Genomic DNA, 21809 nt, shown 5'->3' on the forward strand with positions numbered 1-21809 from the left:
GGGGAGAGTTCCTCGGGTCAAGCCCGAGGATGACAATCAGGCGGCAAGCGTAGGGTGGGTTTCCAACCCACCACACAGCCGCGTCACTCCTCCCCCGTCACCCGCTTTTCCAGATAGGCATCCAGCCGCACCTCGCCGGCGATCTTCATCTGCGCCCATGTCCGCAGCAGCCGGTTGATCCGCCCGTGATAGCCCCGCCCCATCCCGCGATAGAACCGGGCCACCGAGCGGTCGAGATAGAGCGTCACCTTCTCGCGCGGCTCCTCGACCTCCAGATCGGCCTCCAGCGTGTGCCAGGCCTCGGGCACGATCTCGGCCAGCGTGGCGGGCACCCACTCCTCGCGGCTCAGATGTATGAGGTCGCGCATCAGCATGTCGCGGGCGCGGGCTTCGGTCTTGGTCATGCGGGCCATTTGGGTCTCCGGTTTGGCGAAAACTCACCCTGCCCGCAGCCACGTTAACGCCGCCCTGCCCCCGCGCACGGGCACCGACGCGATACCGACGCAATACCGACGTGATACAGCCCGCGTCTCAGGGCTCCGCGCTGACCTGCAGCGGATCGACCCGCGCCTCGCCCGCGCGCATCCCCGGCACCGCCCGGTCATGGCGCAGATAGGCAATCGCCCGCCCCCCGGCCTGGGTGAACAGCGTCCCCGCCGCCTTGCCTTCGGGCGTGGTGACGGGCGTGCCGACGGGCGCCTCGCCATGCACCGCCACCAGCGTAAGTCCTTTGCGCAGCTCGGTTTTATGGCGCATCCGGGCGGTCACTTCCTGCCCCACGTAACAGCCCTTGCGGAAATCCACCCCGTTGATCCGGTCAAATCCGGCCTCCAGGATGAACGTATCCGGCGTCAGTTCGACCCCCGTCTCGGGGATGCAATGCGCAACACGAATAAGGTCGAAATCACTGCCATCGTCGCCCTCTTCCGCCCCATAGAGCCGCCAGCCCAAATCCGGGTGCCGCGGGTCGGTTAACGCCCCGTCCGGTGCCTCTCCCGTGCCTCTGCGGACCCGCAAATCGCTCTCGGATATCGCCACATCGGCGCGCAATTTGTACATGTTGAGCCGTTGGCCCAACCCGTCGGCAAGGCTGTCATCCACATCAAGCAGGATCGCATCACCTTGCCGCAAAAGGAAAAAATCCGCAAGAAACTTGCCCTGCGGGGTCAGCATCGCGGTATAGACAAGGCCACGGTCCAACCCGCCCAGGTCATTGGTGGTCAGGCCTTGCAGAAAATGCTCCGCATCCGTGCCGGTGATCTCGAAAATCTTTCGCGCCATGCCGTTCCCCTGCCGTCTGCCGTGTAATATAGGGCGTCATGCCTGACACGAAAGGGGTCCTCGCATGCGCGCCGCGCTCTCGGTGATCATTCCCACGCTCGACGCGGGCCAAGGCCTGCCCGCCTGCCTCGGTGCATTGGTCGAAGGGCTGGAGGCTGGTGTGATCCGCGAGTTGATCGTGAGCGACGGCGGCTCCGGCGACGCGACCCTGCGCATCGCGGACGCGGCCGGCGCGATCATCGTCCAATGCGCGCCGTCACGCGGCGGACAACTGCGGCGCGGCGCACAGGTCGCGGGCGGCGACTGGCTCCTCTTCCTACATGCCGACACGGTGCTGCCGCCCGGCTGGCCCAAAGCCGTACAGGCACAGATCGCCAAAGGCGGCCCGGCGGCCTTTCGGCTCGGCTTCGACACGTCCGGCCCAATGCCCGCACTGGTCGCGGGTTGGGCCAACCTGCGCAGCCGTCTGTTCGGCTTGCCCTATGGCGATCAGGGCCTGCTGATCGCACGCGCCGATTACGAGGCAGCGGGCGGATTTCAGGACATCCCGCTGATGGAAGACGTGGCGATGGCGCGTGCCCTCAAGGGCCGGATCACGCTATTGCCGCTGACCGTCACCACCTCATCCGCGCGCTATCGGCGCGATGGCTGGCTGCGGCGCGGGACACGCAACTTATTGACGCTGATCCGTTATCTGTGCGGAATGGACCCGAAGCGGCTGGCAAAGGCCTATCGACGCTAGTGCCTTGTGGGATGGCGGGCGCGTACTGGCCGGAGCCGGATTGACGCCGCCCGGCAACGGCGTAAGGTCTGCGCCGACCCGAACAGGAGACCGACCCATATGAGCCTTGCCAGCGGCCGCCCCTATCTTGCCATTCCCGGCCCCTCCGTCATGCCCGAAGTGGTGCTGCGCGCCATGCACCGCGCGGCCCCCAATATCTATGAGGGTGACCTGATCGAGATGACAGCGGACCTCGTCCCCGATCTGCGCTACGTGGCGCGCAGCGAGGGCCATGTGGCGATCTATATCGCCAACGGGCACGGCGCATGGGAGGCCGCACTTGCCAATGTCATCACCCCCGGCGCGCGGGTTCTGATCCCCGCGACAGGCCGGTTCGGGCATGGCTGGGCCGAGGTGGCAGAGGGCCAGGGAATCGCCGTCGACATACTCGATTTCGGCAAGCGCGCGCCGGTCGATCTGAACCGGCTGGAAGACGCGCTGCGGTCCGACAAGGCGCATGAGATCAAGGCGGTGCTGGCCACCCATGTCGATACCTCCACGTCGGTGCGCAACGATATCGCGGGGATGCGCGCGGTGCTCGACGCGGTGGGGCATCCCGCGCTCCTGATGGCCGATTGCATCGCCTCGCTGGCCTGCGACCGCTTCGAGATGGACGCCTGGGGCGTCGATGTGATGGTGGCGGGCAGCCAGAAAGGGCTGATGGTGCCGCCGGGCCTCAGCTTTGTGTTTTTCTCCGACAAGGCAGCGGATGCCCGGCGCAGGATGGAACGGGTCAGCCGCTATTGGGACTGGACCAATCGGGCCGACCCGCAGATGTTCTACCAGTATTTCGGCGGCACGGCACCGACCCATCATCTTTTCGGCCTGCGCGCGGCGCTCGATCTCATTCGGGCCGAGGGGATCGAGACGATCTGGGCGCGACACGAGACGCTGGCCCGCGCGATCTGGGCGGCCTGCGACAGATGGGGCGAAACCGGCCCGCTGGAGCTCAACATCGCCGATGAAAATCTGCGCAGCCGCGCCGTGACGGCGCTCCGGATCGGTGCACCTCATGGATCGGCACTGCGGCAATGGGTGCAGGACAATGCCGGCGTGACACTCGGCATTGGCCTCGGCATGGCAGAGCCCGGCGACCCAGCCTGGCACGGGTTTTTCCGGATCGGTCATATGGGGCATGTCAACGCGCATATGATCCTCGGCGCGCTCGGCGCGATCGAATCCGGGCTGATCGCGCTCGACATCCCGCATGGGCCGGGAGGACAGCAAGCGGCAGCGCAGGTGATCGCCGGGCGCTGAATGGCAAACGGGCCCCAAAACGGGGCCCGCATCAAATTCTGTCGCCCCAACAGCAATCAGGCGCGTTCGGCGTATTCCATGGTTTCGGTGTTGACGATGATATCCTCGTCCTGCCCGACGAAGGGCGGCACCATCACCTTGACCCCGTTGTCGAGGATCGCGGGCTTGAAGCTGTTGGCCGCGGTCTGACCTTTGACGACCGGCTCGGTCTCGGCGATCTTGCACGTGACTTTCTGCGGCAAAGTTGCGTTCAGCGCCTCGCTGTCGTGGAATTCCACGGTGATGGTCATGCCGTCCTGCAGGAAGGGGCGACGCTCGCCGAGGATCTCTGCGGGCAGTTCGATCTGCTCGTAGGTCTCGGTATCCATGAAGACGAGATTCTCGCCCTCCTGGTAGAGAAACTGCTGATCCTTCTGCTCCAGTCGCACGCGCTCGACCTTGTCGGCACTGCGAAAGCGTTCGTTCAGCTTCGATCCGTTGCGCAGGTTGCGCATCTCTACCTGAGCAAAGGCACCACCCTTGCCGGGCTTCACGTGATCGACCTTGACTGCGGCCCAGAGGCCACCATTATGCTCCAGCACGTTGCCGGGGCGTATCTCGTTTCCGTTGATCTTGGGCATTGTGTTCAAACCATGACAAAAGGTTGATAAATCATCATCGGCACCTATATCTCGCGTCATGCTAGGTGGCAAGACAACGAGATATCGTCTGGTGGACAGCGAAGCTATGCAAAAATTGCATGTATGCTATGCGTTTCCGCTCTATCCGAATCGCTCAAACTCCGTCATAACCACCCTCACGCCCAAAACACAAGAGCAATAAGAACAGGACGAATGATGAAGGATTTCGTTGACGGCACGGCTTTCAATGCTGAACAGGGCAACCGTGCGCGCAAACTTTTTGCAGCCGTTGTACTGGCTGCGTTGGATGATGCCATTTCCGACGACAAGAAATATGGCAATGGCCCCGAGCAGATCGCTCGTTGGGCGCGCTCCCGCGACGGCCGTGAGGTTCTCAGCTGTGCGGGTATCGATCCGAACGAGCGCGTTGTCTCTGGCCTGATGGACTTCGTGTCCAAGGGGGTTCGCACCTCCGTTGCCCTGTCGCGCGAGGAAAGCGAGCGGCGCAATGCCGCTGCACAGGCCGAAGCCGCCTGACCACCGACCGAACTACTTGGTTCAAGGGCCCTGCCGCACGCGGCGGGGCCTTTGCTTTATGGCATCCGGTCGGTATCACGACACGAGCGGACCACAGCAGGGGCAGGCCATGACACGCGCAATCATGATACAGGGTGCCGGGTCCAATGTCGGAAAATCCATGCTGGTGGCCGGGCTGGCACGCGCATTCACCCGGCGTGGACTGAATGTCGCCCCGTTCAAGGCGCAAAACATGTCCAACAACGCCGCCGTGACCGAGGATGGTGGCGAGATTGGCCGGCCGCAGGCCTTGCAGGCGATGGCGGCGGGCCGCGCGCCGCATACCGACATGAACCCGGTGCTTCTGAAACCCGAGAGCGAGACCGGCGCTCAGGTGATCGTGCAGGGGAAGCGCGTGGGCAGTCTTGGCGCACGCGACTATACCGGCGAAAAGCCCCGCCTGCTGGCCCCGGTGATGGAGAGTTTCACGCGCCTGAGCAGCACCGCCGATCTGGTTCTGGTCGAAGGCGCGGGCAGCCCTGCCGAGATCAACCTGCGCAAGGGCGATATCGCCAACATGGGCTTTGCCGAGGCGGCAGGGGTGCCGGTGATTCTGGTCGGCGATATCGACCGGGGCGGAGTAATCGCTCAGATCGTCGGCACGCAGACGGTGCTTGCGCCGCAAGACGCCACACGCATCATGGGCTTTACCATCAACAAGTTTCGCGGCGATGTGCGCCTCTTCGATGACGGGTTGCAAGAGATCGTCAACCGCACCGGCTGGCCCTCACTCGGGGTGGTGCCTTGGTTTCACGATGCCTGGCGCCTGCCGCCCGAGGATGTTCTGGAATTGACCTCGTCCCAGGGCGGTGCCTGCAAGATCGCCGTACCGCATCTCGGGCGCATCGCCAATTTCGACGACCTCACGCCGCTGGCGAACGAGCCGGACGTTACGGTCGAGATCGTCGAACCCGGCACCGCCCTGCCCGGCGATGCCGACCTGATCCTGATCGCAGGGAGCAAATCGACCATCGCCGATCTGGCGGCGTTCCGCGCCAACGGCTGGGATATCGACCTTGCCGCCTATGTCCGGCGCAAGGGGCACGTGCTGGGGATCTGCGGCGGCTACCAGATGCTGGGCCGCACCATTGCCGATCCGGACGGGATCGAAGGCGTGCCCGGTACGGTCGACGGGCTGGGGCATCTGGACGTACACACCGTGATGCAACCGCGCAAGCATCTCGCGCTCAGCGACGCACAGGACATTGCCACCGGTGCGCCCCTCTCGGGCTATGAAATCCACCTTGGCGAAACCAGCGGGCCGGATTGCGCCCGCGCCTGGCTAAAGGTGGGAGAGCGGCCCGACGGCGCCACCTCGGAGGACGGGCGCATCCGGGGCACCTATCTGCATGGACTGTTCGGAAATGACGCCTTCCGCGCCACCTATCTGGCCGGGCTTGGTGCGTCCTCGGCCCTGCTCTACGACAGCACGGTCGAGCGCACGCTGGATGCGCTCGCTGCGCATCTGGAGATGCATATGGATCTGGATTTGCTGTTATCGCTGAGCGCAGACCTGCCCTAGTCAAAATCCTGGCTCGTCAAGGCACGGTGGATTTCGCGACGCACCAGCTTGCGCACGTTGCGCGTGATCCGCTCGCCAAGGGTACCCTGCAATTCCTGCCGCACGATCTCCGCCACCATGTCGCGCAGCGTGTCCTCGTCGATCACGGCATCATCGAGAGAAAAGGCGTTCTCGGACACGCGTTCCTTTTCCGGCTCGTCCGCATCCCATGCCTGCGCATAGGAATCAGAGACCTGCTCGTCCGCAGCATCCAGATCCGGGTCCGACGACAACTCGTCTGCATCCTGCCAGTCAAGCGCCGTTACCGCGCCGCCAGCGTAGTCATCCTCTGACAGGCCATCCGGCTCCCATTGATCGTCGCGATTAGCCACGGCCGCCTCGAACTCCGCCGCCTGCGCGCCGAGCGGCGTTGTCTCGTCCTCGCTCTGCGTGTCGCGCGCGTCATCCCGCTCTTTGACGCCACCGGCTTCAGCGGCGCTTTCCGCGCTTTCTGCACCATCCCGCGTCATCGGACCGTATGCGTCGTTGTCCTCCACCGCAGGGCCGTCACTGTTGGGCGTGTCATCGCCGTCCTGCGGCTCCGGGTCTTCGACCGCGGTCGTGGATCGCGGCCCCGCATCAGCGACCGGCGCTATTTCCTCGGCGGCCGCCCCAGCATCAGATGCCTCGGACGCCGACTCGTCGATCCGCAAGGATGGGGTCAATACAAGCTTGTCCGACTTGCTTTCATCAGACGACGCATGATCACCCTGCCCATCATTGCTGTTGGACACGAGCCGGCGGATTGAGGACAGCACATCCTCAATATCAACATTGGTCACGGGTTCGGACATGCTCTGCTACCATTCTTGCCTGACCCGAGTTTACCCCCGGGTGCCATTTCACACAACCGATTCAGACAGTTTTCACTTTTTACCAAGCGCGCGCAGCACTTTGTCAAGCTTTTGACCCTGCGGGCTGATCGGAACCGGGGCTGTCTTGACCAGATCATAGTATGCCGCCGGATCATAAGTCTGCACCCCGAGGTTCAGATCCCCCGCCGTCAACTCGCCGATCGCGGCCAGCACCGAATAGGCGGCGATCACCACGTCGGCATTGGCCGAGATGAGATTGGCCTGCGCGTCGAGCAGGTCCTGCTCGGAATCGAGTACGTCCAGCGTGGTGCGTGCGCCCAGCTTGGCCTCTTCGCGGGTGCCCTCGAACGCGACCTGTGCGGCGCGCACGGCCTCGCGGCTCGCATCCCGACTGGCCCGCGCGGCACGCAGATTGGCATAGGCATTGCCCACGTCCTGCTTGACCTGCAGACCCACCAGATGCAGCTGCGATCGCTGTGCGTCACGCTGCGCCATGGCTTGCCGGACCTGAGACGAGAGCCGCCCACCCTGATAGATCGGGCCAGTCAGTTCCAATCCGACACTGCCGCTGCGCGACTGGTCCGAATCCATAATATCATCCGAGGTTCCCAGGCGTGCAGTCAGGTTCAGAGTCGGCTTCATCGCGGCATCTGCCGCACGCATGTTCAATTCCGCCGCCGCAACATTGCGCTGTGCTTCCAGAATATCGGGATGGCGGCGCACGGCAACCGCTTTGGCCGCGTTCACGTCGCCTGAGAGGCCGGGCAGATCCCCCGGAGCGCGTAACGCGCCCGGATCGCGGCCCACGGCCTCACGGAATTCTTCGATTGCACGGGTCAGATCACCCTGCGCCGCCGCCAATCCACTCTGCGCGAGCGCCACTGCTGATTCGGCCTGGGCCACATCGGTCCGCGTCACCTCGCCGACTTCGAACCGGTCACGCGCCGCACGTAATTCCTCGCGCAAAAGCCGCAGGTTGTTCTGCCGCAGCGCCACGAATTCCTGATTGCGGATCACATTCATATAGGCCTGTACCGCTGTCAGCAGCACGAGTTGCTCGACGCTGATCAGCGTCTGCCGCGTGGCGAGGACGGTCTCTTTAGCGGCCTCGATCAACAGGTCGTTGCGCCCGAAATCATATAGTAGAAGGCTACCGGTGATCCCGAGGTTGGCGGTGGTCCCGGTGCTTGTGGTGTTACGGGTCCGACCAGAGACACGGGCACTGCTGAAATCACGTGTGATATCCGCAGTCCAGTTGATGATCGGCCGCAGAGCCGATAGCGCCTGCGCCACATCCTCATCCGCCGAGCGCAGAAGAGCGCGGTTCTGCTCCAGCAAACCACTGTTAAGATATGCACTTTTGAGCGTATCTGCTAGGGTTTCTGCCCGTGTCGCAACCGGCGCGACCAGCATCCCAACCATCGCGACAGCGGCACAAAGACTTGCGCGGGTCCACCTGTACGTCATGTCTTCGCCCTTCCTGCGCCGTGCGCGCTAGGTTTCAGAGTGTAAAGGCCGCGTGCCGCTCGAACCCCGGCAGCACGGGTGCCCCGGCATTGAACGCATAGCGCCAGTTCAGCCGGCCATCGATCTTGTAACCTATACGCACCACGCCAAGCGCCGCCTCAATGAACAGGCACGCCATGCGCCCGCCCTCCTTGAGCTGGTCCGCGATTGCCTCGGGCAGATGCTCCACGGCACCTTGCAGAAGTATCACGTCATAGGGGCCGTGATCCGGCGCACCTGTGGCCAGATCGCCCTGCTGCATGATGACATTGTCTGCACCATGCTCAAGCAGCGTGCGCTGCGCCTCCTCGACGAGCGCCGCGTCAGCCTCAACCCCGACAACCGCTTCGGCCATCCGTGCGATGACCGCCGACGAATAGCCATGCGCAGCGCCAATATCGAGCACAAGATCGTCGCCCTCGATGTCCAGCGCGTCGAGCATCTTGGCCAATGTGCGCGGGTCGAGCATCACACGCCCCTCTCCCAGATCGAGATTCTCGCCAAGGTACGCGGCCTCGCGCAGACGATCCGGTACAAATGCCTCACGCGGGACGGACAACATGGCGTCGATGATCGGGAACTTGGTCACATCAGAGGGGCGAACCTGCGTGTCCACCATCATGGTGCGACGGGCGGCATAGTCGGTCATGAGCGAAACTCTTGCGTTCGGAATCCTATCGTTTGGGTTCTGACACAGAACCCGGGCGGCGGCAATGTCTATGGCCCCGCCTCCCGGTCAAAACGCCGCTTTGACCACTTGCACCGCCGACACGGATCGGATAATCCGTCGCAACCACCTGGAGCGGCGAGTTGGCGGAGTGGTGACGCAGCGGATTGCAAATCCGTGTACACCGGTTCGATTCCGGTACTCGCCTCCATATTGGATTAACCCCTCGGATCGCCTCCACCGCTGGTCGGCTTTTGCCGTGCAATCTCGTGCCGGGGTTCCCCCTCTTTCTGCGAATGCAATCCTGTGATGCGGCCAGGCGCCTCGGAATTCCCGCAGAGCACAGGCGTCCGTGCCTTGAACACGACGCGAAACTGAGACATCGTCGCCGGGCAGTCTTTGCTCTCGGGAAGGGTCGGCTGTCGGCGCGGCGAACCAAGGCAGAGAGTACCATGAGTGGATTACTGGCGCTTTTCGACGATGTGGCGGCAATTGCCAAGCTGGCCGCGACGCAGCTCGACGATGTGGCAGCACAGGCCAGCAAGGCCGGGACCAAAGCCGCCGGGGTGGTCATCGACGACGCCGCCGTAACCCCGAAATACGTGACCGGCTTACCTGCCGCGCGCGAATTGCCCATCGTGTGGAAGATCGCCCGCGCGTCGTTTTTCAACAAGCTGGTGATTCTCTTGCCCGCCGCACTTCTGTTGCAGGCGTTTTTACCCTGGATGCTGACGCCGCTTCTGATGATCGGCGGGGCGTATTTGTGTTTCGAGGGGGCCGAGAAGGTGTGGCACCTGATCGTGCCGCACAAAGACAAGGGGCCGCAGCAGGCCGAGACGCTCGACGCGGCGCATCTCGAGGAGCAGCGGGTGAAAGGCGCGATCAAGACCGATTTCATTCTCTCCGCCGAGATCATGACCATTTCGCTGTCGCAGATCGACATCGACAGTTTCTGGATCCAGGCATTAGCGCTGGCGGCGGTGGCCATCGGGATCACAGCGCTGGTCTACGGGGCCGTGGCGCTACTGGTCAAGGCCGACGATCTGGGAATTTTCCTGACCGCCAAGGGCCGCCTAGCCGCGACCCGTGCCTTGGGCCGCGGCATCGTCAAATCCATGCCCGCCGTGATGGTGGTGATCGCCACCATAGGCACCGTGGCCATGCTCTGGGTCGGGGGCAGCATCCTCGTGCACGGGCTGCACGATCTGGGTTGGCATCTACCCTATGAACAGATCAAGCGGGCCGCCCATCTGGTGGCAGAGGCGGTTGGCTCTGCCACGGGCTTTGTGACATGGGGGGTGACGGCGGGACTCGACGGGATCATCGGGCTGGTGGCCGGTCTGGTCCTGATGCCGGTTGTCACTCGCGCACTGGTACCTGTGTCGGGTTGGCTGTTCCCCGAAAAGGCCTGAGCCCGCGCCGGGGCACGCGTCAAGGCCGTGCGGTCGGCGTTTGCCGATACCTGGCGAGGGCCTCTGGGTCCGCCGGAATAGTCTCTCCGAGGGACTGCGCAAGGTGAAAGAACCCATTGCCGGGCAATCCAGAATGACGGTTGACCACCTGCGCCGCGACGAAGGGCCGGCCAGCAGCGGCATCCTCGCGCATCGTGGTCTCCAGTGCCTGCGTCACCTTGCGCACCGAGCCGGGCAGATAGAGCCCAACGGCCCGCGCGAGCGCGCCATAGGTGATCGGTATCTCATCGGGGCCAAGCCGCGCAAGATGCGCGCGCAGCCGGTCGGCGAGGCTGGGCTCCTGCACCTTTTCCGGGGTCGGCCTGCGCGGCGGCGGCACTTCGAAAATCCGGCCGTTGTCGTGCAGGTCCGCAGCCCAGGCCCGGGTCGGCGCAAACACGGCAACGCGGGTGATCGGGCCACTCTGACCGGCGCGCGTCTCGACATGGCGCTCGATATCGCCATTGGCGAGGCCCGCCGACAGCGTTTCCGGTGTCAGCCCGAGACGCCGCGACAAAAACTCCGGGTCGATCCGCAACTCGCCGTCACTCCGGTCCACGACCGAGGCGGGAACCGGGCGCGTCAACTTCGGCGACGGGCCATCATCGGACGTGTAATAGGGGTTCACCCCGGCGTCGTGATCGGTCACGTCGATGATCTCTGCAATCTCCGGCAGGGCCGCGCGCAGCATCGTCTCGATCCCCTCGCGCAGGGTCTGGGACGAGGCCGCACAGCCCTGGCACCCCCCGGCAAAACGCAGATGGACGCGGGCCTGCTCCACCCGGTCAACGCTGACACTGCCGCCATGCGCGGCAATCGCCGGATTGGCCTGCCGGTCGAGAAGGTCCTGCACCTCGCGCAACAGGCGCGCATCGTCGTCTTGGGGCGTCTGCGCCACGCCAAGCGGATGGTCGCTGGTATCAAGGACCGTGCGGACCGCCTCTGCAATGCGCGGCTTGAGCGCCGCCCACTCCGCCCCGTCGACGCGCCGGACATGGATCGACGCACCGCTGACCTGCACCTGCGTCACCCCGTCGATGGCGAAAAGGGCTTCGGCCAAGGGGGCGATACCCGCCTCGGCCGCCGTAAAGCGCGCACTCTGGCCGGGCTGAATATCGCTGTCTAGCAGGAACCGCATGGTCATCGGGTCACGGTCCGAGGCCTGGGCGCGGATCCGGCGCTTGGGATGGGTCACGTCAGACATCTTCGAGATCGCTCGCCTCCATCGCGCGCAGCGCCTTGAAGGTGTAAATCCCCGAACTGTGACCATCGCTGAACGCCACACCGATCCCGTAATTGCCGACATTCCAGATCCGCGTGGGTGCCACGTCGAGCGGCACGCTTTCGGGATCGAGCAGGCGCACGCCTGACATCTCGTCGCGGCAGGCCGCGCATTGGCAGGCGAGCCGCATGTCGCGCGGGCTCACGGCCATCTCGGCCCCGTCCTCCCATGTGATCCGCAGGGTCGCGTCGTCATAGCGCAGCGCCACCGGCAATTCCGGGTTGCCATCCGGGTCGACGGCACCGGGCGCGGGCTGTCCGGTGCCCTTGGCCACCTGCCAGTCAAACGGAGTGCGCAGGCCGCGCCGGGCCCCATCCACCCGGCCCTCAAGGGCCGAGGCCACATCGCGATACGCCTGCGCGGCCTTGCCCTGCGGTGCGCTCAGGATCGCAGGCCGCCCGGTATCGCCGCTTTCCACCACTTCCGGGTCCAGCGGCACGCTGCCGAGGAACGGCACGTCGAGCGCCTGCGCGATCCGCGCGCCGCCGCCCTGCCGGAAAATATCCGTGACCGTGCCGCAGCACGGGCAGGTAAAGCCGCTCATGTTCTCAACCACGCCGAGGATCGGCACGCTCACCTGCTCCATCATCCGCAACCCGCGCCGCACGACGCGCAGGCTGACATCCTGCGGCGTCGTCACCACCACCGCACCGGTGAGCGGAAAGGCCTGCGCGAGGGTGAGCTGGACATCCCCCGTCCCCGGCGGCAGGTCGAGCAGCAACAGGTCGATGCCCGCCCAATCGACCTGCGTGATGAACATCTGCAAATACTTGGTCACCATCGGGCCGCGCAGCACGGCGGGCTTGTCGTCGCTGGTCAGCATCGCCATCGAAATCACCTTGATGCCATGCCCCTCGGCGGGGATCACCTTCTTTTCGGGCGACATGGCAGGGGTTCCGCTGTCCGACAGCCCCAGCATGCCGGGAATGGAGGGGCCGTAGAGATCCGCATCGACGATCCCCACGCGCAACCCGCTCTCGCGCAGGGCGAGGGCGAGGTTGACCGTCACGGTCGATTTGCCGACGCCGCCCTTGCCGCTGCTGACCGCGATCATCGCAGGCAGGCCGCTGCGCGGGTCTTCATTCTGGCTGGTCTGGCTCATGGCTTGGATCCTGTTGGTTCGGTCTCTGTCGGGGTGGTGGAGAAATTCGCGCAAAGCTGGCCGATCTCGAACGGCGCGAGGTCGCTGGCCACGCAGGCGCAATAGGCGGCTCCGTCGCGATCCTCGAAATAGCGGCAATCGCCGCAGGTTCCAAAGCCGCGATCCCCGCGACTTCGTGCGAGGTTTGAGGCGATATCCGGTAAGGCACGCGCGAGGGTGTTATGGTCAGCCTCGCTCAGCCCGGCAAGTGCTGAAACAAGATGGCGCAACGGGTCGCGTTCGAGGATATCGCGGCCCTGCCCCGTCACCTCGAAACGCACGCTGCGCTTGTCGGTCTCCGAGGCATGGCGCTCAAGATATCCACTCTGCACCAATGACTTGATCACCTGCGAGGCCGTGCCCCGCGTCGTCGCCTGAAAGCTGGCAAAGGCCGACGGCGTGCGCGAGGCCCGGTTGGCGCGGGCGAAGAAGCGAAGGGCCGTCCATTGCGCGGCCGTCAGGATATCCTCGCGCCCCTCGGCACGCGCGGATCGCCCGACATGGACCAGCATCTCGGCCAACTGTTCAAGATTTTCAATGTGGGGGGCACGGCTTGGCATGGTGATTTAATAGCGATTCAAAACCAGTTTGACAAGGGCCGCACGATCTATATGATTTCGATTCAAAACTAACTTTTGCTCAAGATCGGTGTCATGAACAAACCCTTCATCCCGAGCGATCCCAAACACCATCGCCACCGGCCAAGGCCCGGCTTTCTGAGTGCGGATGACGAACAGCGTCTGGCGCGGGCATGGCAGGACAACCGCGATGTCGAGGCGCGCAACCGGTTGGTGCGCGCCTTCGCACCGCTCGCCATGGCCACGGCCAAACGTCATTCCAGGGACAAGAAGCTGGATGATCCCGATCTGATCCAGCATGCCCATATCGGCCTGATCAAGGCCGCGAACGGCTTTGATCCAGACAAGGGATTCCGGTTCTCGACCTATGCCGCCTGGTGGATCAGGGCCGAATTGCAGGAATATCGGCTGCGCACCTGGTCAATGGTGCAACGCACGCGCACGGCAAAATCCCGCAAGGTGTTCTTCAATCTGCATCGCCTCGAGGACGACGTGAATGCGCCCCAGGGCGAGACCCGCGACGAAAAGAATCGCCGCGTTGCCACAGCGCTCGGCCTCGAGCCATCCGAACTCGACGCCTTCAGAACCGAATTTGCAGGCAGTGACAGTTCGCTCAACCGGCCCGCAGCTGCATCAGAGGATGGCGATGACATCATCAATTTGCTGCAAGACCCCGATTGCGACGTGGAACAAGAAGTCTCCGACCGTCTCGACCGCAACAGATTCTGGCGAGAGGCAAAGACCCATTTCGGCAAGCTGCCCGACCGTGAGCGCGTGATCGTCGTCTCCACCGTCTTGAAGGACCCGCCGATGACGCTCGAACAACTCGGCACGGTCTACGGCATATCTCGTGAGCGTGTGCGGCAGTTGCGCGAACGTGGCCTCGAACGGCTGCGCCACTCTATGGGCGACATCGAGGAAAGTCGGGCCCACAGCGCAAAGGGGGAACGCGCAACGCCAGGGGCCGCGGGATAAGCCCCCTGCAGCGGCCATGCGCCATGTGGCCCACGCAGGATGCTGTCTTGCATACGGGGTCTGCGCAGAGCGATGCCGCGCTCGGTGCGGGATCAACATCATCGCTCTCAATCGCGACTGTAAATCTCCGACCGGACGTTCTCGAACTCGTAGATCACGTCGGCTGTCTCCACGGATAAGGCGAGTGCATTCGCACTTTCGCTCAGTTCGACATGGAGCGTGATCGCATCCCCCGTGGCCGCGAGTTCCTCGAAGGCCGCCAACGTCTCTTGCGCATCGAATCTCACGGTTGCCGAGCGGGATTGACCGGCAAGGCCCCTCCAGTGGAGCAGGATTTCCCGAGGGGCACCGTATCGGACATGATCCACATTGGGTTCAAGATCGTCGAAGAAATGGAAAACCTCGCCGTTCAGCGCAGAGAATCTCAGCAGGCTGATCTCCGCCGCCCCGCTCACGTTCAGATCCCAGCCCCAGCGTTGCTGTCGTCTCGGCCATGTTCCGGCCCGGTAGCCCGTTCTAAGCGCGTCCTGCGCGGCCTCTCGGCCAAGCGTGCTTTCGAGAACGCTGCGGATGAATTCGGGCCTCGACACATCCGGGTTGTCAATCAGTTCGCTCCACTCGACCGGGACTTCGCTCCCCTTGAAACGGAAAACATCGATCGTGTTGGCATGTGCCGAGAACCATATCGCGCCCTCGCCCTCTGGGCCGAAGCCAAATATCAGCCGGTCAAACGCGTGCCTCGTGCCGCGCTGCGGGCTGGCAATACCTTTTTCAGCAAGCCGCTGGAAAACATCTACGGGCAGCTTGGTATCGATCGTGTAGAACTTGTCCTCGACATAGGAAAACCAAGTCGCGCTCAGGTTTGCCGGCAGCTCCTTTTCGGCTTCGCCCACTATATGTGTCGCGCCTGGCACACCCCAGCCCTGATGTATCGTCCGGTTATCCGGAACGTAGAGTTCGGAGCCATCCGCCAGAACCAGATCGGCACGCAACAGCCTGACAGGGTAGGCTTTGGGCGCCGAGTTGGTCGCGATCCATTCGAAGCGGGCCAATTTGGTATCCTTTCCTGAGACATCCGCAGGCGCAACAAGCAGGAAAAACGCCCCGAGACAAAGAAGCGCCAGAAATGCAAAGCCACCCAGATATACGCGCATCGTTCTACCCCCTCTGCACAACGCGGCGGCGCACGCCACCATCTGACGGATGCGCCGTGTAATTCGGGGCGTGGGCCCCCGCGGAATCGCCGTAGCGCGAGGACATATGGAAGTACTTGTGGCGCACGGCGTTCAGGCTCGGCTCGCTCATTTGCAGCCAGTAATCCTTGTAGGCGTCGCCTTTCTCCACGTTGCCGGCCGCGATAGACGCGTCGATCAGGGCCCTCACCCGCGTCACTTGCGTCGCGCGGGACGGGGTGAAAGGCAGACAGTTCCGGTGTGAACGGCACGCCATGGGCCACGGCCTCATCCGCCATCATGTTGAGCGCGAGGTTGGCATAGGTGTTTCTGATATTCCTGCGATTTGCCAATATTTCCCACGCGTGGTTGGGTTCCGAAAGTTCGCTCTCGGTGTACCAGCCCCGCTGAATGAGCCAGGTCCGTTCGCGATCGAGGCTCGCCAAGTCCGCCCTGCGCCTGATGAGGCCGCGCCAGTCCAGATCGACGACCTGATGATCACTTTCTCTCGCAAGGTCATTGTAGCCGCCGCCGATATCCGAGTGGACGCTCGGAAGGAAAATCTGTCGGCCCGCGGCTGCGCTCTGGATGTCGGTCAGCCTGAAATTCTCCCGATGCTCGTCGCCGGCGGCAAGTTGAAAGGTGTATTCCGCGTTTCTGATCGCGTCGAGATTCAGGTCGCGCGTGTCGTTCGAATGCTGCACGCCATAAGAGGCAACCGTGTCGTAGAGGCCCACGAATGTCACCGTCACGTCGTTGACCGTGAAACCCCTGTCCTCCAGTTGTTTGCGCACATTGAGCGCGCGGTCGTTCAGCGCAACATGAACAAAGTGCCGCGCGGCAGCCGCGCCTCGACTGAAACCGAACGTGTCGATTTCAACCTTTTCGATCGGCCGAGCCGGGTCCAGTTGCGAAATGTCGGACACAAGCCGATTAAGGCCCGCCCGCATTTTCGCCATCACCCCGGTTATTCCGGTGCCGAGCGACATACCTTCCGGAATGTCTCTGCCGTCGGTTTGCGTACCGATTCCCTCGATGTAGTAATGCTGCCCGACATTCTCCACATCAGGATATTGACCCATCGATTCCTCGCCTTTGGCGATATTGGAGGGGGCGCTGTCATAGCTTGCCGTGCTGGCCGGGAGGTGACGCTCAACCCCGACATGACCGGTCGAAGATGCCCTTGCATTCACGCGGTTGTTCCCGGTGCCGTCGAAAAATACCACGGCACGGACCCGCTGCGGCGGTGGGGACGGCGGATCGTCCGTACCACAAGTCTCGCAAATTGTCGGATCCATAACCTCTACCTAAATCAATACCGAGCACAGGCGCCGTCAAAACTTTGAATGCGCGCCTGCGCCATGTTCCTCGTGGACGGCGCGGTTATCCTGGGCCATGCCTCCACACGGGATCTCAAACCGAATGCCTCAACAAGAGGCGCTTCTTTTTCTCCTCCAGCCCATACAAATACGCCCTGACGCGTTCGTCCTCCGAAAACCCTCTGCGGCGCAGCGGGATCGCCATGTGGTCTTCCGGTGTCGCTATTCCGAGCCTACAATGAGCACGCGCGATTTGCTGCATGTTTTTGGCCTGGAGCACCAAGTGACGCGAACAAAATGCAGCAATCTCATCAGCCCTGTCGCTCAGGTCGATGCTCTCCCGCCCGTCATCGCGCCGAGGCTGATGCCTTCTGATCGTGTCTCTTACGGACCGCGCGCTCTCCTGGACCCTGGCATCTTCGAACCTCTGGATCTGATCCTGCGACAGCCTCAGCATCGGGCAAACTCCGAAATACAGACATGATGAAAGGTGATTGCCCCTTTTCCCGGCCCGGGAAGGTGCAGGCCACGCGGTCATTCCAAATTGCATGGCGGACACGCCGCCTCCAGGCAGCACGTTGGAGCCATCCTTGACGAAAGTCCAGCGTCACGGCGGAACGCCCAGGGAAACAGCCATGCCGGTTTCATCCTGAAACGGGTCACGCGGCGGCGGGCGTGACCCGCGTCGCCAAGGCACCTTTCCGCCTTCCCATCCCTGCCTTAAGGATTATCTGGCGTCACGAAGGAGATCGCATGTTGCTTGAGGTTCAGGACGTCACCAAGAGCTATCCCGGCACCGAGACGGCGGTGCTGCGGGGGGTCTCACTGACCCTCGACGCGGGTGGAATGCTCGCTCTCACCGGCGAATCGGGATCGGGCAAAAGCACGCTTCTGCACCTGATCGGCGGGCTCGACACCGCCGATGGCGGGCGGGTCTGCATTGACGGCACTGATCTCACCCCGCTTGACGATTCGGGCCGCGCGGCATTGCGGCGCGGCACCGTGGGGGTGATCTTTCAGCAATTCAACCTGATTCCGTCGCTGACCGTGGCGGGCAATATCGCGTTTCAGGCGCGGTTGGCCGGACGGCATGACCCGGCCCGCGATGCGAATCTGGCGGCGCGCCTCGGGCTGGACGATCACCTGCAAAAATACCCCGAGCAGTTGTCGGGCGGGCAGCAACAGCGCGTGGCCATCGCCCGCACCCTTGCCGCCGGGCCGAAGCTGGTGCTGGCCGACGAGCCGACCGGCAATCTCGACGAGTCAAGCTCGGATGCGGTCATGGCCCTCTTGCAGGAATTGGTCGCGGAAACCGGCGCGGGCCTCATCCTCGTCACCCATTCCGAACGCCTCGCCGCACGCCTGCCCCGGCGGTTGCATCTGCGCGCAGGGCGGCTGACGTGAACCGCGTCATCCTCTCGGCGCTTCTGTCGCATTGGCGGCGTAACCCGTTGCAACTGATCACATTGCTGGCCGGTCTGGCGCTCGCCACCGCGCTGTGGTCGGGCGTGCAGGCGATCAATGCCGAGGCCCGCGCCAGCTATGACGCGGCGGCGGCGACGTTGGGCGAGGGGCGATATGCGCAGATCACCGCACGCGACGGCGGCGCGATTTCACACGATACCTACGTGGCCCTGCGCCGCGCCGGGTGGGCCGTCTCACCGGTGATCGAAGGACGCATCGACGGGGTGCGCCTGATCGGGCTGGAGCCGCTGACGGCCCCCGGCGGGCTTGGTCCGGTCCGCGCAGGCGGCGGGGCGGATCTTGGCGCGTTCCTGTCGGGCAAAGGGCAGATCTTTGCCCGTGCCGACACGCTCGCCCGCCTGCCGGATCTCGAGGCAGAGCCCGTGACCGCCCCCGATGTGGCCCCCAACACTGCGCTGACCGATATCGGCGTTGCGCAGCGCCTGCTGGACCGCCCCGGGCAGATCGACCGGCTGATCGTCCTACCCGATCAGCCGCTCACGCAGCCCCCGCTGGAGCAGGTCGCCCCCGACCTCATCTGCAGCGCCCCGCAAGCGGGTGGCGACGTGGCGCGGCTCACCGACAGCTTTCACCTCAACCTCACCGCCTTCGGGCTTTTGTCCTTTGCGGTGGGCCTTTTCATCGTGCAGGGCGCGATCGGTCTTGCATTCGAGCAGCGCCGCCCGATGGTGCGCACCCTGCGTGCTCTCGGCGTGCCGCTGAGGCGGCTGATTGTCCTGATGGCGGTTGAACTGGCGCTGCTGGCGCTAATCGCGGGGGGCATTGGCGTGGCGCTCGGCTATGTGATCGCGGCGGCCCTCCTGCCGGATGTGGCGGCCACCCTGCGCGGGCTTTACGGCGCGAATCTCTCGGGGCAGCTCAATCTGCGCCCGGTCTGGTGGCTCTCGGGTCTGGGCATCGCGCTCGGCGGCACGGCCCTGGCGGCGAGCGGCGCGCTCTGGTCGCTGGCGCGCATGCCGCTCCTGAGCGGGGCACAGCCGCGCGCGCTAATGATGGCGCGCTCGGGGGGCGGTCAGGCGGCGGTCGCCACACTCCTCCTTCTGGTCGCCGCCGGGCTCGCGCTCTGGGGTGAGGGGCTGCTCGCGGGTTTTGCGATGCTGGGCGCGTTGCTGATCGGCGGGGCACTGGTGTTACCTCCCGTTCTGGGGCTGGTGCTAAGGTGGGCAGAGCGACCCGCGCGCAGTGCGACGGCGGAATGGTTCTGGGCCGACACACGCCAACAGGTGCCGGGGCTGTCGCTGGCGTTGATGGCGCTGTTGCTGGCGATGGCGGCGAATGTCGGCGTCTCGACAATGGTCTCCTCCTTCCGGCTGACCTTCACCGGCTTTCTCGATCAGCGCCTCGCCTCGGAACTATACGTGCGCGTCGAGGACGCCGCACAGGCCGAGGTGATCCGTGAGGTGGCGCGCGATCACGCCGATGCGCTCCTGCCGCTTCTGTCGACCGAGCGGCAGGTTGCCGGACTGCCAGTCGAGATCTACGGCGCCCGCGATCACGCCACCTATCGCGACAACTGGCAGTTCCTGTATGCCGTGCCTGACCCGTGGGAGCGGCTTGCGCGCGGCGAGGGCGTCTTGATCAACGAACAGATGTTCCGTCGCGCCGGGCTGGAGCTTGGAAGCGCGGTGACCATCGCGCCCGGGACCCGCCTGCCGGTGCTGGGCATTTACGGCGATTACGGCAATCCCATCGGGCAGGTGATCGCGACCGAGCCGCTGTTTCGCGATCTCTACCCCGAGGTGACCGCGCTGCGCTTCGGATTGCGCAGCGATCCCGGTCAGGTCCCGGCGCTGCGCGCGGCCCTGACCGACGCCGGTATCCCGCAGGCCGCGATCACCGATCAGGCGGCGCTCAAGCGCATGTCGCTCGCGGTGTTCGAGCGTACCTTCACCGTCACCACCGCGCTCAACGTGCTGACGCTGGCGGTGGCGGGCTTCGCCATATTGATGAGCCTTCTGACGCTTGCCGCGATGCGCCTGCCACAACTGGCCCCGGTCTGGGCGCTTGGCCTGACCCGGCGCAGCCTCGCGCGGCTCGATCTGCTGCGCGCGGTGGTGCTGGCCGCGCTCACCGCCGCGCTTGCCCTGCCTCTGGGTCTGGCGCTTGCCTGGGCACTGCTGGCGGTCGTGAATGTCGAAGCGTTCGGCTGGCGGCTGCCGATGTATCTCTTTCCGCTCGATTACCTGCGGCTGACCGGGCTGGCGCTGCTGGCGGCGGCGCTCGCCGCAAGCTGGCCCGCTTGGCGGCTGTCGCGCACCCCGCCCGCGCAATTGCTGGGAGTGTTCCGCAATGAACGTTAAGACGCTTTTTCTGCTGCTGTTCCTGCCCGCGCAGGCCATGTCGCAGGGCTTTGCCGGGCTCGGCACCACCGCCGACGGCTTTGCCACGCCGCAGCCGGGCCGCGCGCTGGACTTTCCCGCCGATCACGGCCCACACCCCGCCTATCGGATCGAATGGTGGTATCTGACCGCCAACATGACCGGCCACGACGGCACGCCCTATGGGCTTCAGTGGACGCTCTTCCGCTCCGCCCTCGCCCCGAGGGATGGCGAGGGATGGGACACACCGCAGCTCTGGATGGGCCATGCGGCCATGACCACACCCGAGGCGCATCACGTGGCCGAGCGGCTGGCGCGCGGCGGCATCGGTCAGGCGGGCGTGGAGCCCGCGCCGTTTCAGGCGTGGATCGACGATTGGGCCATGCAGGGCCCCGATTTCGACACCCTCACCCTCACCGCGTCGGGCGCGGATTTCGCCTATGACGTGGATCTCACCGCAACCGGCCCGCTGGTTCTGCACGGACAGAATGGCTATTCGGTCAAATCTGCGGCAGGTCAGGCGAGTTACTACTACTCGCAGCCCTTCTACGATCTCACCGGCACGCTGACCCTGCCCGAAGGCGATGTGACGGTCACCGGGCAGGCGTGGCTTGACCGGGAATGGTCCTCGCAACCGCTGGCAGAGGATCAGCAGGGCTGGGACTGGTTCTCGCTCTCGTTCGACAGCGGTGACAAGCTGATGGGCTTCGTGCTGCGCGGGGCTAGCGATTTCACTGCCGGAACGTGGATCACTGCCGCAGGCGCGACCACCGCCCTGCCCGACGGGGCCTTTTCCGCGACGCCGCTCGCATGGCATGAGGTGGCCGGGCGAGAGGTGCCGGTCGAATGGCAAGTGCGCCTGCCAGAACAGGGCCTGGACGCGACGGTGACGGCGATAAATCCCGATGCCTGGATGACCACCTCGGTGCCCTATTGGGAAGGGCCGGTCACCATCAGCGGCAGCCACACCGGCACCGGCTATCTGGAAATGACCGGCTATGATGAGTGATCCGGTCACGCCGTG

21 protein-coding genes, 1 tRNA gene and 1 pseudogene are annotated in these 21809 nt (G+C 64.4%); 10 read left to right on the forward strand and 13 right to left on the reverse strand.

Annotated elements, in window-relative coordinates:
* Positions 1-83 precede the first annotated feature (83 nt).
* Both RID11_RS02745 and ygfZ read right to left on the reverse strand, forming a co-directional pair.
* Positions 84-413 carry a BrnA antitoxin family protein gene (locus RID11_RS02745; RefSeq protein ID WP_350135813.1) on the reverse strand — a complete coding sequence of 110 codons (330 nt, stop codon included), beginning with the start codon at positions 411-413 and terminating at the stop codon, positions 84-86.
* 118 nt (positions 414-531) lie between these two features.
* A complete protein-coding gene (ygfZ, locus tag RID11_RS02750; protein WP_350135815.1) occupies positions 532-1281 on the reverse strand; it encodes a CAF17-like 4Fe-4S cluster assembly/insertion protein YgfZ in 750 nt (249 codons plus the stop codon).
* A 64-nt stretch (positions 1282-1345) separates the two neighbouring features.
* On the opposite strand from ygfZ, the gene RID11_RS02755 reads away from it, so the two are divergent.
* On the forward strand, positions 1346-2023 hold the full coding sequence (locus tag RID11_RS02755) for a TIGR04283 family arsenosugar biosynthesis glycosyltransferase (protein ID WP_350135817.1): 678 nt from the start codon (positions 1346-1348) through the stop codon (positions 2021-2023).
* Positions 2024-2122: 99 nt separating this feature from the next.
* A complete protein-coding gene (locus tag RID11_RS02760; protein WP_350135820.1) occupies positions 2123-3319 on the forward strand; it encodes a pyridoxal-phosphate-dependent aminotransferase family protein in 1197 nt (398 codons plus the stop codon).
* A gap of 56 nt (positions 3320-3375) precedes the next feature.
* Here RID11_RS02760 and efp read toward each other — a convergent pair whose 3' ends face one another.
* On the reverse strand, positions 3376-3939 hold the full coding sequence (gene efp / locus RID11_RS02765) for an elongation factor P (protein WP_074786789.1): 564 nt from the start codon (positions 3937-3939) through the stop codon (positions 3376-3378).
* 216 nt (positions 3940-4155) lie between these two features.
* On the opposite strand from efp, the gene RID11_RS02770 reads away from it, so the two are divergent.
* Both RID11_RS02770 and RID11_RS02775 read left to right on the forward strand, forming a co-directional pair.
* Positions 4156-4476 carry a DUF6280 family protein gene (locus RID11_RS02770; RefSeq protein ID WP_037248548.1) on the forward strand — a complete coding sequence of 107 codons (321 nt, stop codon included), beginning with the start codon at positions 4156-4158 and terminating at the stop codon, positions 4474-4476.
* 109 nt (positions 4477-4585) lie between these two features.
* Entirely contained in the window at positions 4586-6037 is a 1452-nt protein-coding gene (locus RID11_RS02775) for a cobyric acid synthase (RefSeq protein WP_350135822.1), read from the forward strand.
* On the opposite strand, the gene RID11_RS02780 is transcribed toward RID11_RS02775, so the two are convergent.
* From RID11_RS02780 to RID11_RS02790, 3 genes are all read right to left on the reverse strand, one after another.
* Complete coding sequence (locus tag RID11_RS02780; protein ID WP_350135824.1) at positions 6034-6870, reverse strand: hypothetical protein; 837 nt, start codon at positions 6868-6870, stop codon at positions 6034-6036. The two genes, RID11_RS02775 and RID11_RS02780, sit on opposite strands and share 4 nt — an antisense overlap.
* A 72-nt stretch (positions 6871-6942) precedes the next feature.
* Positions 6943-8358: a TolC family outer membrane protein gene (locus RID11_RS02785; protein ID WP_350135826.1), complete on the reverse strand. Its 1416-nt coding sequence runs from the start codon at positions 8356-8358 to the stop codon at positions 6943-6945.
* 34 nt (positions 8359-8392) lie between these two features.
* Positions 8393-9046, reverse strand: coding sequence for a protein-L-isoaspartate O-methyltransferase family protein (locus tag RID11_RS02790; RefSeq protein WP_350135828.1), 654 nt, complete (start codon positions 9044-9046; stop codon positions 8393-8395).
* 155 nt (positions 9047-9201) lie between these two features.
* On the opposite strand from RID11_RS02790, the gene RID11_RS02795 reads away from it, so the two are divergent.
* A tRNA-Cys gene (locus RID11_RS02795) sits at positions 9202-9275 on the forward strand.
* A gap of 241 nt (positions 9276-9516) precedes the next feature.
* Positions 9517-10476, forward strand: a complete 960-nt coding sequence (locus tag RID11_RS02800) for a DUF808 domain-containing protein (RefSeq protein WP_350135830.1) — start codon at positions 9517-9519, stop codon at positions 10474-10476.
* Between the two features lie 19 nt (positions 10477-10495).
* Here the strand turns inward: RID11_RS02800 and RID11_RS02805 are convergent, their stop codons facing one another.
* From RID11_RS02805 to RID11_RS02815, 3 genes are read right to left on the reverse strand one after another with little or no spacing between them, the layout of a single operon-like run.
* On the reverse strand, positions 10496-11719 hold the full coding sequence (locus tag RID11_RS02805; RefSeq protein WP_350135832.1) for a NifU family protein: 1224 nt from the start codon (positions 11717-11719) through the stop codon (positions 10496-10498).
* Positions 11712-12899 (reverse strand): MRP-like and DUF971 domain-containing protein, encoded by a 1188-nt coding sequence (locus RID11_RS02810; protein ID WP_350135834.1) that lies wholly within the window; start codon positions 12897-12899, stop codon positions 11712-11714. Before RID11_RS02810 ends, RID11_RS02805 begins: the two co-directional genes overlap by 8 nt.
* The gene (locus RID11_RS02815; protein WP_350135836.1) at positions 12896-13498 is read right to left on the reverse strand and encodes a MarR family winged helix-turn-helix transcriptional regulator; all 603 of its coding nucleotides are present in this window, start codon (positions 13496-13498) and stop codon (positions 12896-12898) included. The genes RID11_RS02810 and RID11_RS02815 overlap by 4 nt, the downstream gene beginning before the upstream one ends.
* Before the next feature lie 75 nt (positions 13499-13573).
* Between RID11_RS02815 and RID11_RS02820 the strand changes: the two genes are divergently transcribed.
* Entirely contained in the window at positions 13574-14491 is a 918-nt protein-coding gene (locus RID11_RS02820; protein ID WP_350135838.1) for a sigma-70 family RNA polymerase sigma factor, read from the forward strand.
* A 107-nt stretch (positions 14492-14598) separates the two neighbouring features.
* On the opposite strand, the gene RID11_RS02825 is transcribed toward RID11_RS02820, so the two are convergent.
* The 4 genes and pseudogenes from RID11_RS02825 to RID11_RS02840 form a co-directional block, all read right to left on the reverse strand.
* Complete coding sequence (locus RID11_RS02825; RefSeq protein ID WP_350135840.1) at positions 14599-15645, reverse strand: DUF2931 family protein; 1047 nt, start codon at positions 15643-15645, stop codon at positions 14599-14601.
* Positions 15646-15649: 4 nt separating this feature from the next.
* On the reverse strand, positions 15650-15874 hold the full coding sequence (locus RID11_RS02830) for a hypothetical protein (protein WP_350136032.1): 225 nt from the start codon (positions 15872-15874) through the stop codon (positions 15650-15652).
* A gap of 322 nt (positions 15875-16196) precedes the next feature.
* A pseudogene (locus RID11_RS02835) lies at positions 16197-16961 on the reverse strand (T6SS phospholipase effector Tle1-like catalytic domain-containing protein); the annotation flags it as partial.
* A gap of 115 nt (positions 16962-17076) precedes the next feature.
* Positions 17077-17439 (reverse strand): hypothetical protein, encoded by a 363-nt coding sequence (locus RID11_RS02840; RefSeq protein ID WP_350135842.1) that lies wholly within the window; start codon positions 17437-17439, stop codon positions 17077-17079.
* Positions 17440-17735: 296 nt separating this feature from the next.
* Here RID11_RS02840 and RID11_RS02845 point away from each other — a divergent pair, with 296 nt between their 5' ends.
* The 3 genes from RID11_RS02845 to RID11_RS02855 are packed head-to-tail and all read left to right on the forward strand — an operon-like array spanning position 17736 to position 21794.
* A complete protein-coding gene (locus RID11_RS02845; RefSeq protein WP_350135844.1) occupies positions 17736-18386 on the forward strand; it encodes an ABC transporter ATP-binding protein in 651 nt (216 codons plus the stop codon).
* Positions 18383-20767 (forward strand): FtsX-like permease family protein, encoded by a 2385-nt coding sequence (locus tag RID11_RS02850; protein WP_350135846.1) that lies wholly within the window; start codon positions 18383-18385, stop codon positions 20765-20767. Before RID11_RS02845 ends, RID11_RS02850 begins: the two co-directional genes overlap by 4 nt.
* A complete protein-coding gene (locus RID11_RS02855) occupies positions 20757-21794 on the forward strand; it encodes a lipocalin-like domain-containing protein (RefSeq protein ID WP_350135848.1) in 1038 nt (345 codons plus the stop codon). Before RID11_RS02850 ends, RID11_RS02855 begins: the two co-directional genes overlap by 11 nt.
* The last annotated feature ends 15 nt before the right edge of the window (positions 21795-21809 follow it).

The organism is Roseovarius sp., from assembly GCF_040219995.1.
Lineage (GTDB): Bacteria > Pseudomonadota > Alphaproteobacteria > Rhodobacterales > Rhodobacteraceae > Roseovarius.

Bases quoted from the DNA above. Each gene is read 5' to 3' on its own strand.
- RID11_RS02745 (WP_350135813.1), bottom strand. From the start codon at position 413: ATGGCCCGCATGACCAAGACCGAAGCCCGCGCCCGCGACATGCTGATG.
- ygfZ (WP_350135815.1), bottom strand. From the start codon at position 1,281: ATGGCGCGAAAGATTTTCGAGATCACCGGCACGGATGCGGAGCATTTT.
- RID11_RS02755 (WP_350135817.1), top strand. From the start codon at position 1,346: ATGCGCGCCGCGCTCTCGGTGATCATTCCCACGCTCGACGCGGGCCAA.
- RID11_RS02760 (WP_350135820.1), top strand. From the start codon at position 2,123: ATGAGCCTTGCCAGCGGCCGCCCCTATCTTGCCATTCCCGGCCCCTCC.
- efp (WP_074786789.1), bottom strand. From the start codon at position 3,939: ATGCCCAAGATCAACGGAAACGAGATACGCCCCGGCAACGTGCTGGAG.
- RID11_RS02770 (WP_037248548.1), top strand. From the start codon at position 4,156: ATGAAGGATTTCGTTGACGGCACGGCTTTCAATGCTGAACAGGGCAAC.
- RID11_RS02775 (WP_350135822.1), top strand. From the start codon at position 4,586: ATGACACGCGCAATCATGATACAGGGTGCCGGGTCCAATGTCGGAAAA.
- RID11_RS02780 (WP_350135824.1), bottom strand. From the start codon at position 6,870: ATGTCCGAACCCGTGACCAATGTTGATATTGAGGATGTGCTGTCCTCA.
- RID11_RS02785 (WP_350135826.1), bottom strand. From the start codon at position 8,358: ATGACGTACAGGTGGACCCGCGCAAGTCTTTGTGCCGCTGTCGCGATG.
- RID11_RS02790 (WP_350135828.1), bottom strand. From the start codon at position 9,046: ATGACCGACTATGCCGCCCGTCGCACCATGATGGTGGACACGCAGGTT.
- RID11_RS02800 (WP_350135830.1), top strand. From the start codon at position 9,517: ATGAGTGGATTACTGGCGCTTTTCGACGATGTGGCGGCAATTGCCAAG.
- RID11_RS02805 (WP_350135832.1), bottom strand. From the start codon at position 11,719: ATGTCTGACGTGACCCATCCCAAGCGCCGGATCCGCGCCCAGGCCTCG.
- RID11_RS02810 (WP_350135834.1), bottom strand. From the start codon at position 12,899: ATGAGCCAGACCAGCCAGAATGAAGACCCGCGCAGCGGCCTGCCTGCG.
- RID11_RS02815 (WP_350135836.1), bottom strand. From the start codon at position 13,498: ATGCCAAGCCGTGCCCCCCACATTGAAAATCTTGAACAGTTGGCCGAG.
- RID11_RS02825 (WP_350135840.1), bottom strand. From the start codon at position 15,645: ATGCGCGTATATCTGGGTGGCTTTGCATTTCTGGCGCTTCTTTGTCTC.
- RID11_RS02840 (WP_350135842.1), bottom strand. From the start codon at position 17,439: ATGCTGAGGCTGTCGCAGGATCAGATCCAGAGGTTCGAAGATGCCAGG.
- RID11_RS02845 (WP_350135844.1), top strand. From the start codon at position 17,736: ATGTTGCTTGAGGTTCAGGACGTCACCAAGAGCTATCCCGGCACCGAG.
- RID11_RS02855 (WP_350135848.1), top strand. From the start codon at position 20,757: ATGAACGTTAAGACGCTTTTTCTGCTGCTGTTCCTGCCCGCGCAGGCC.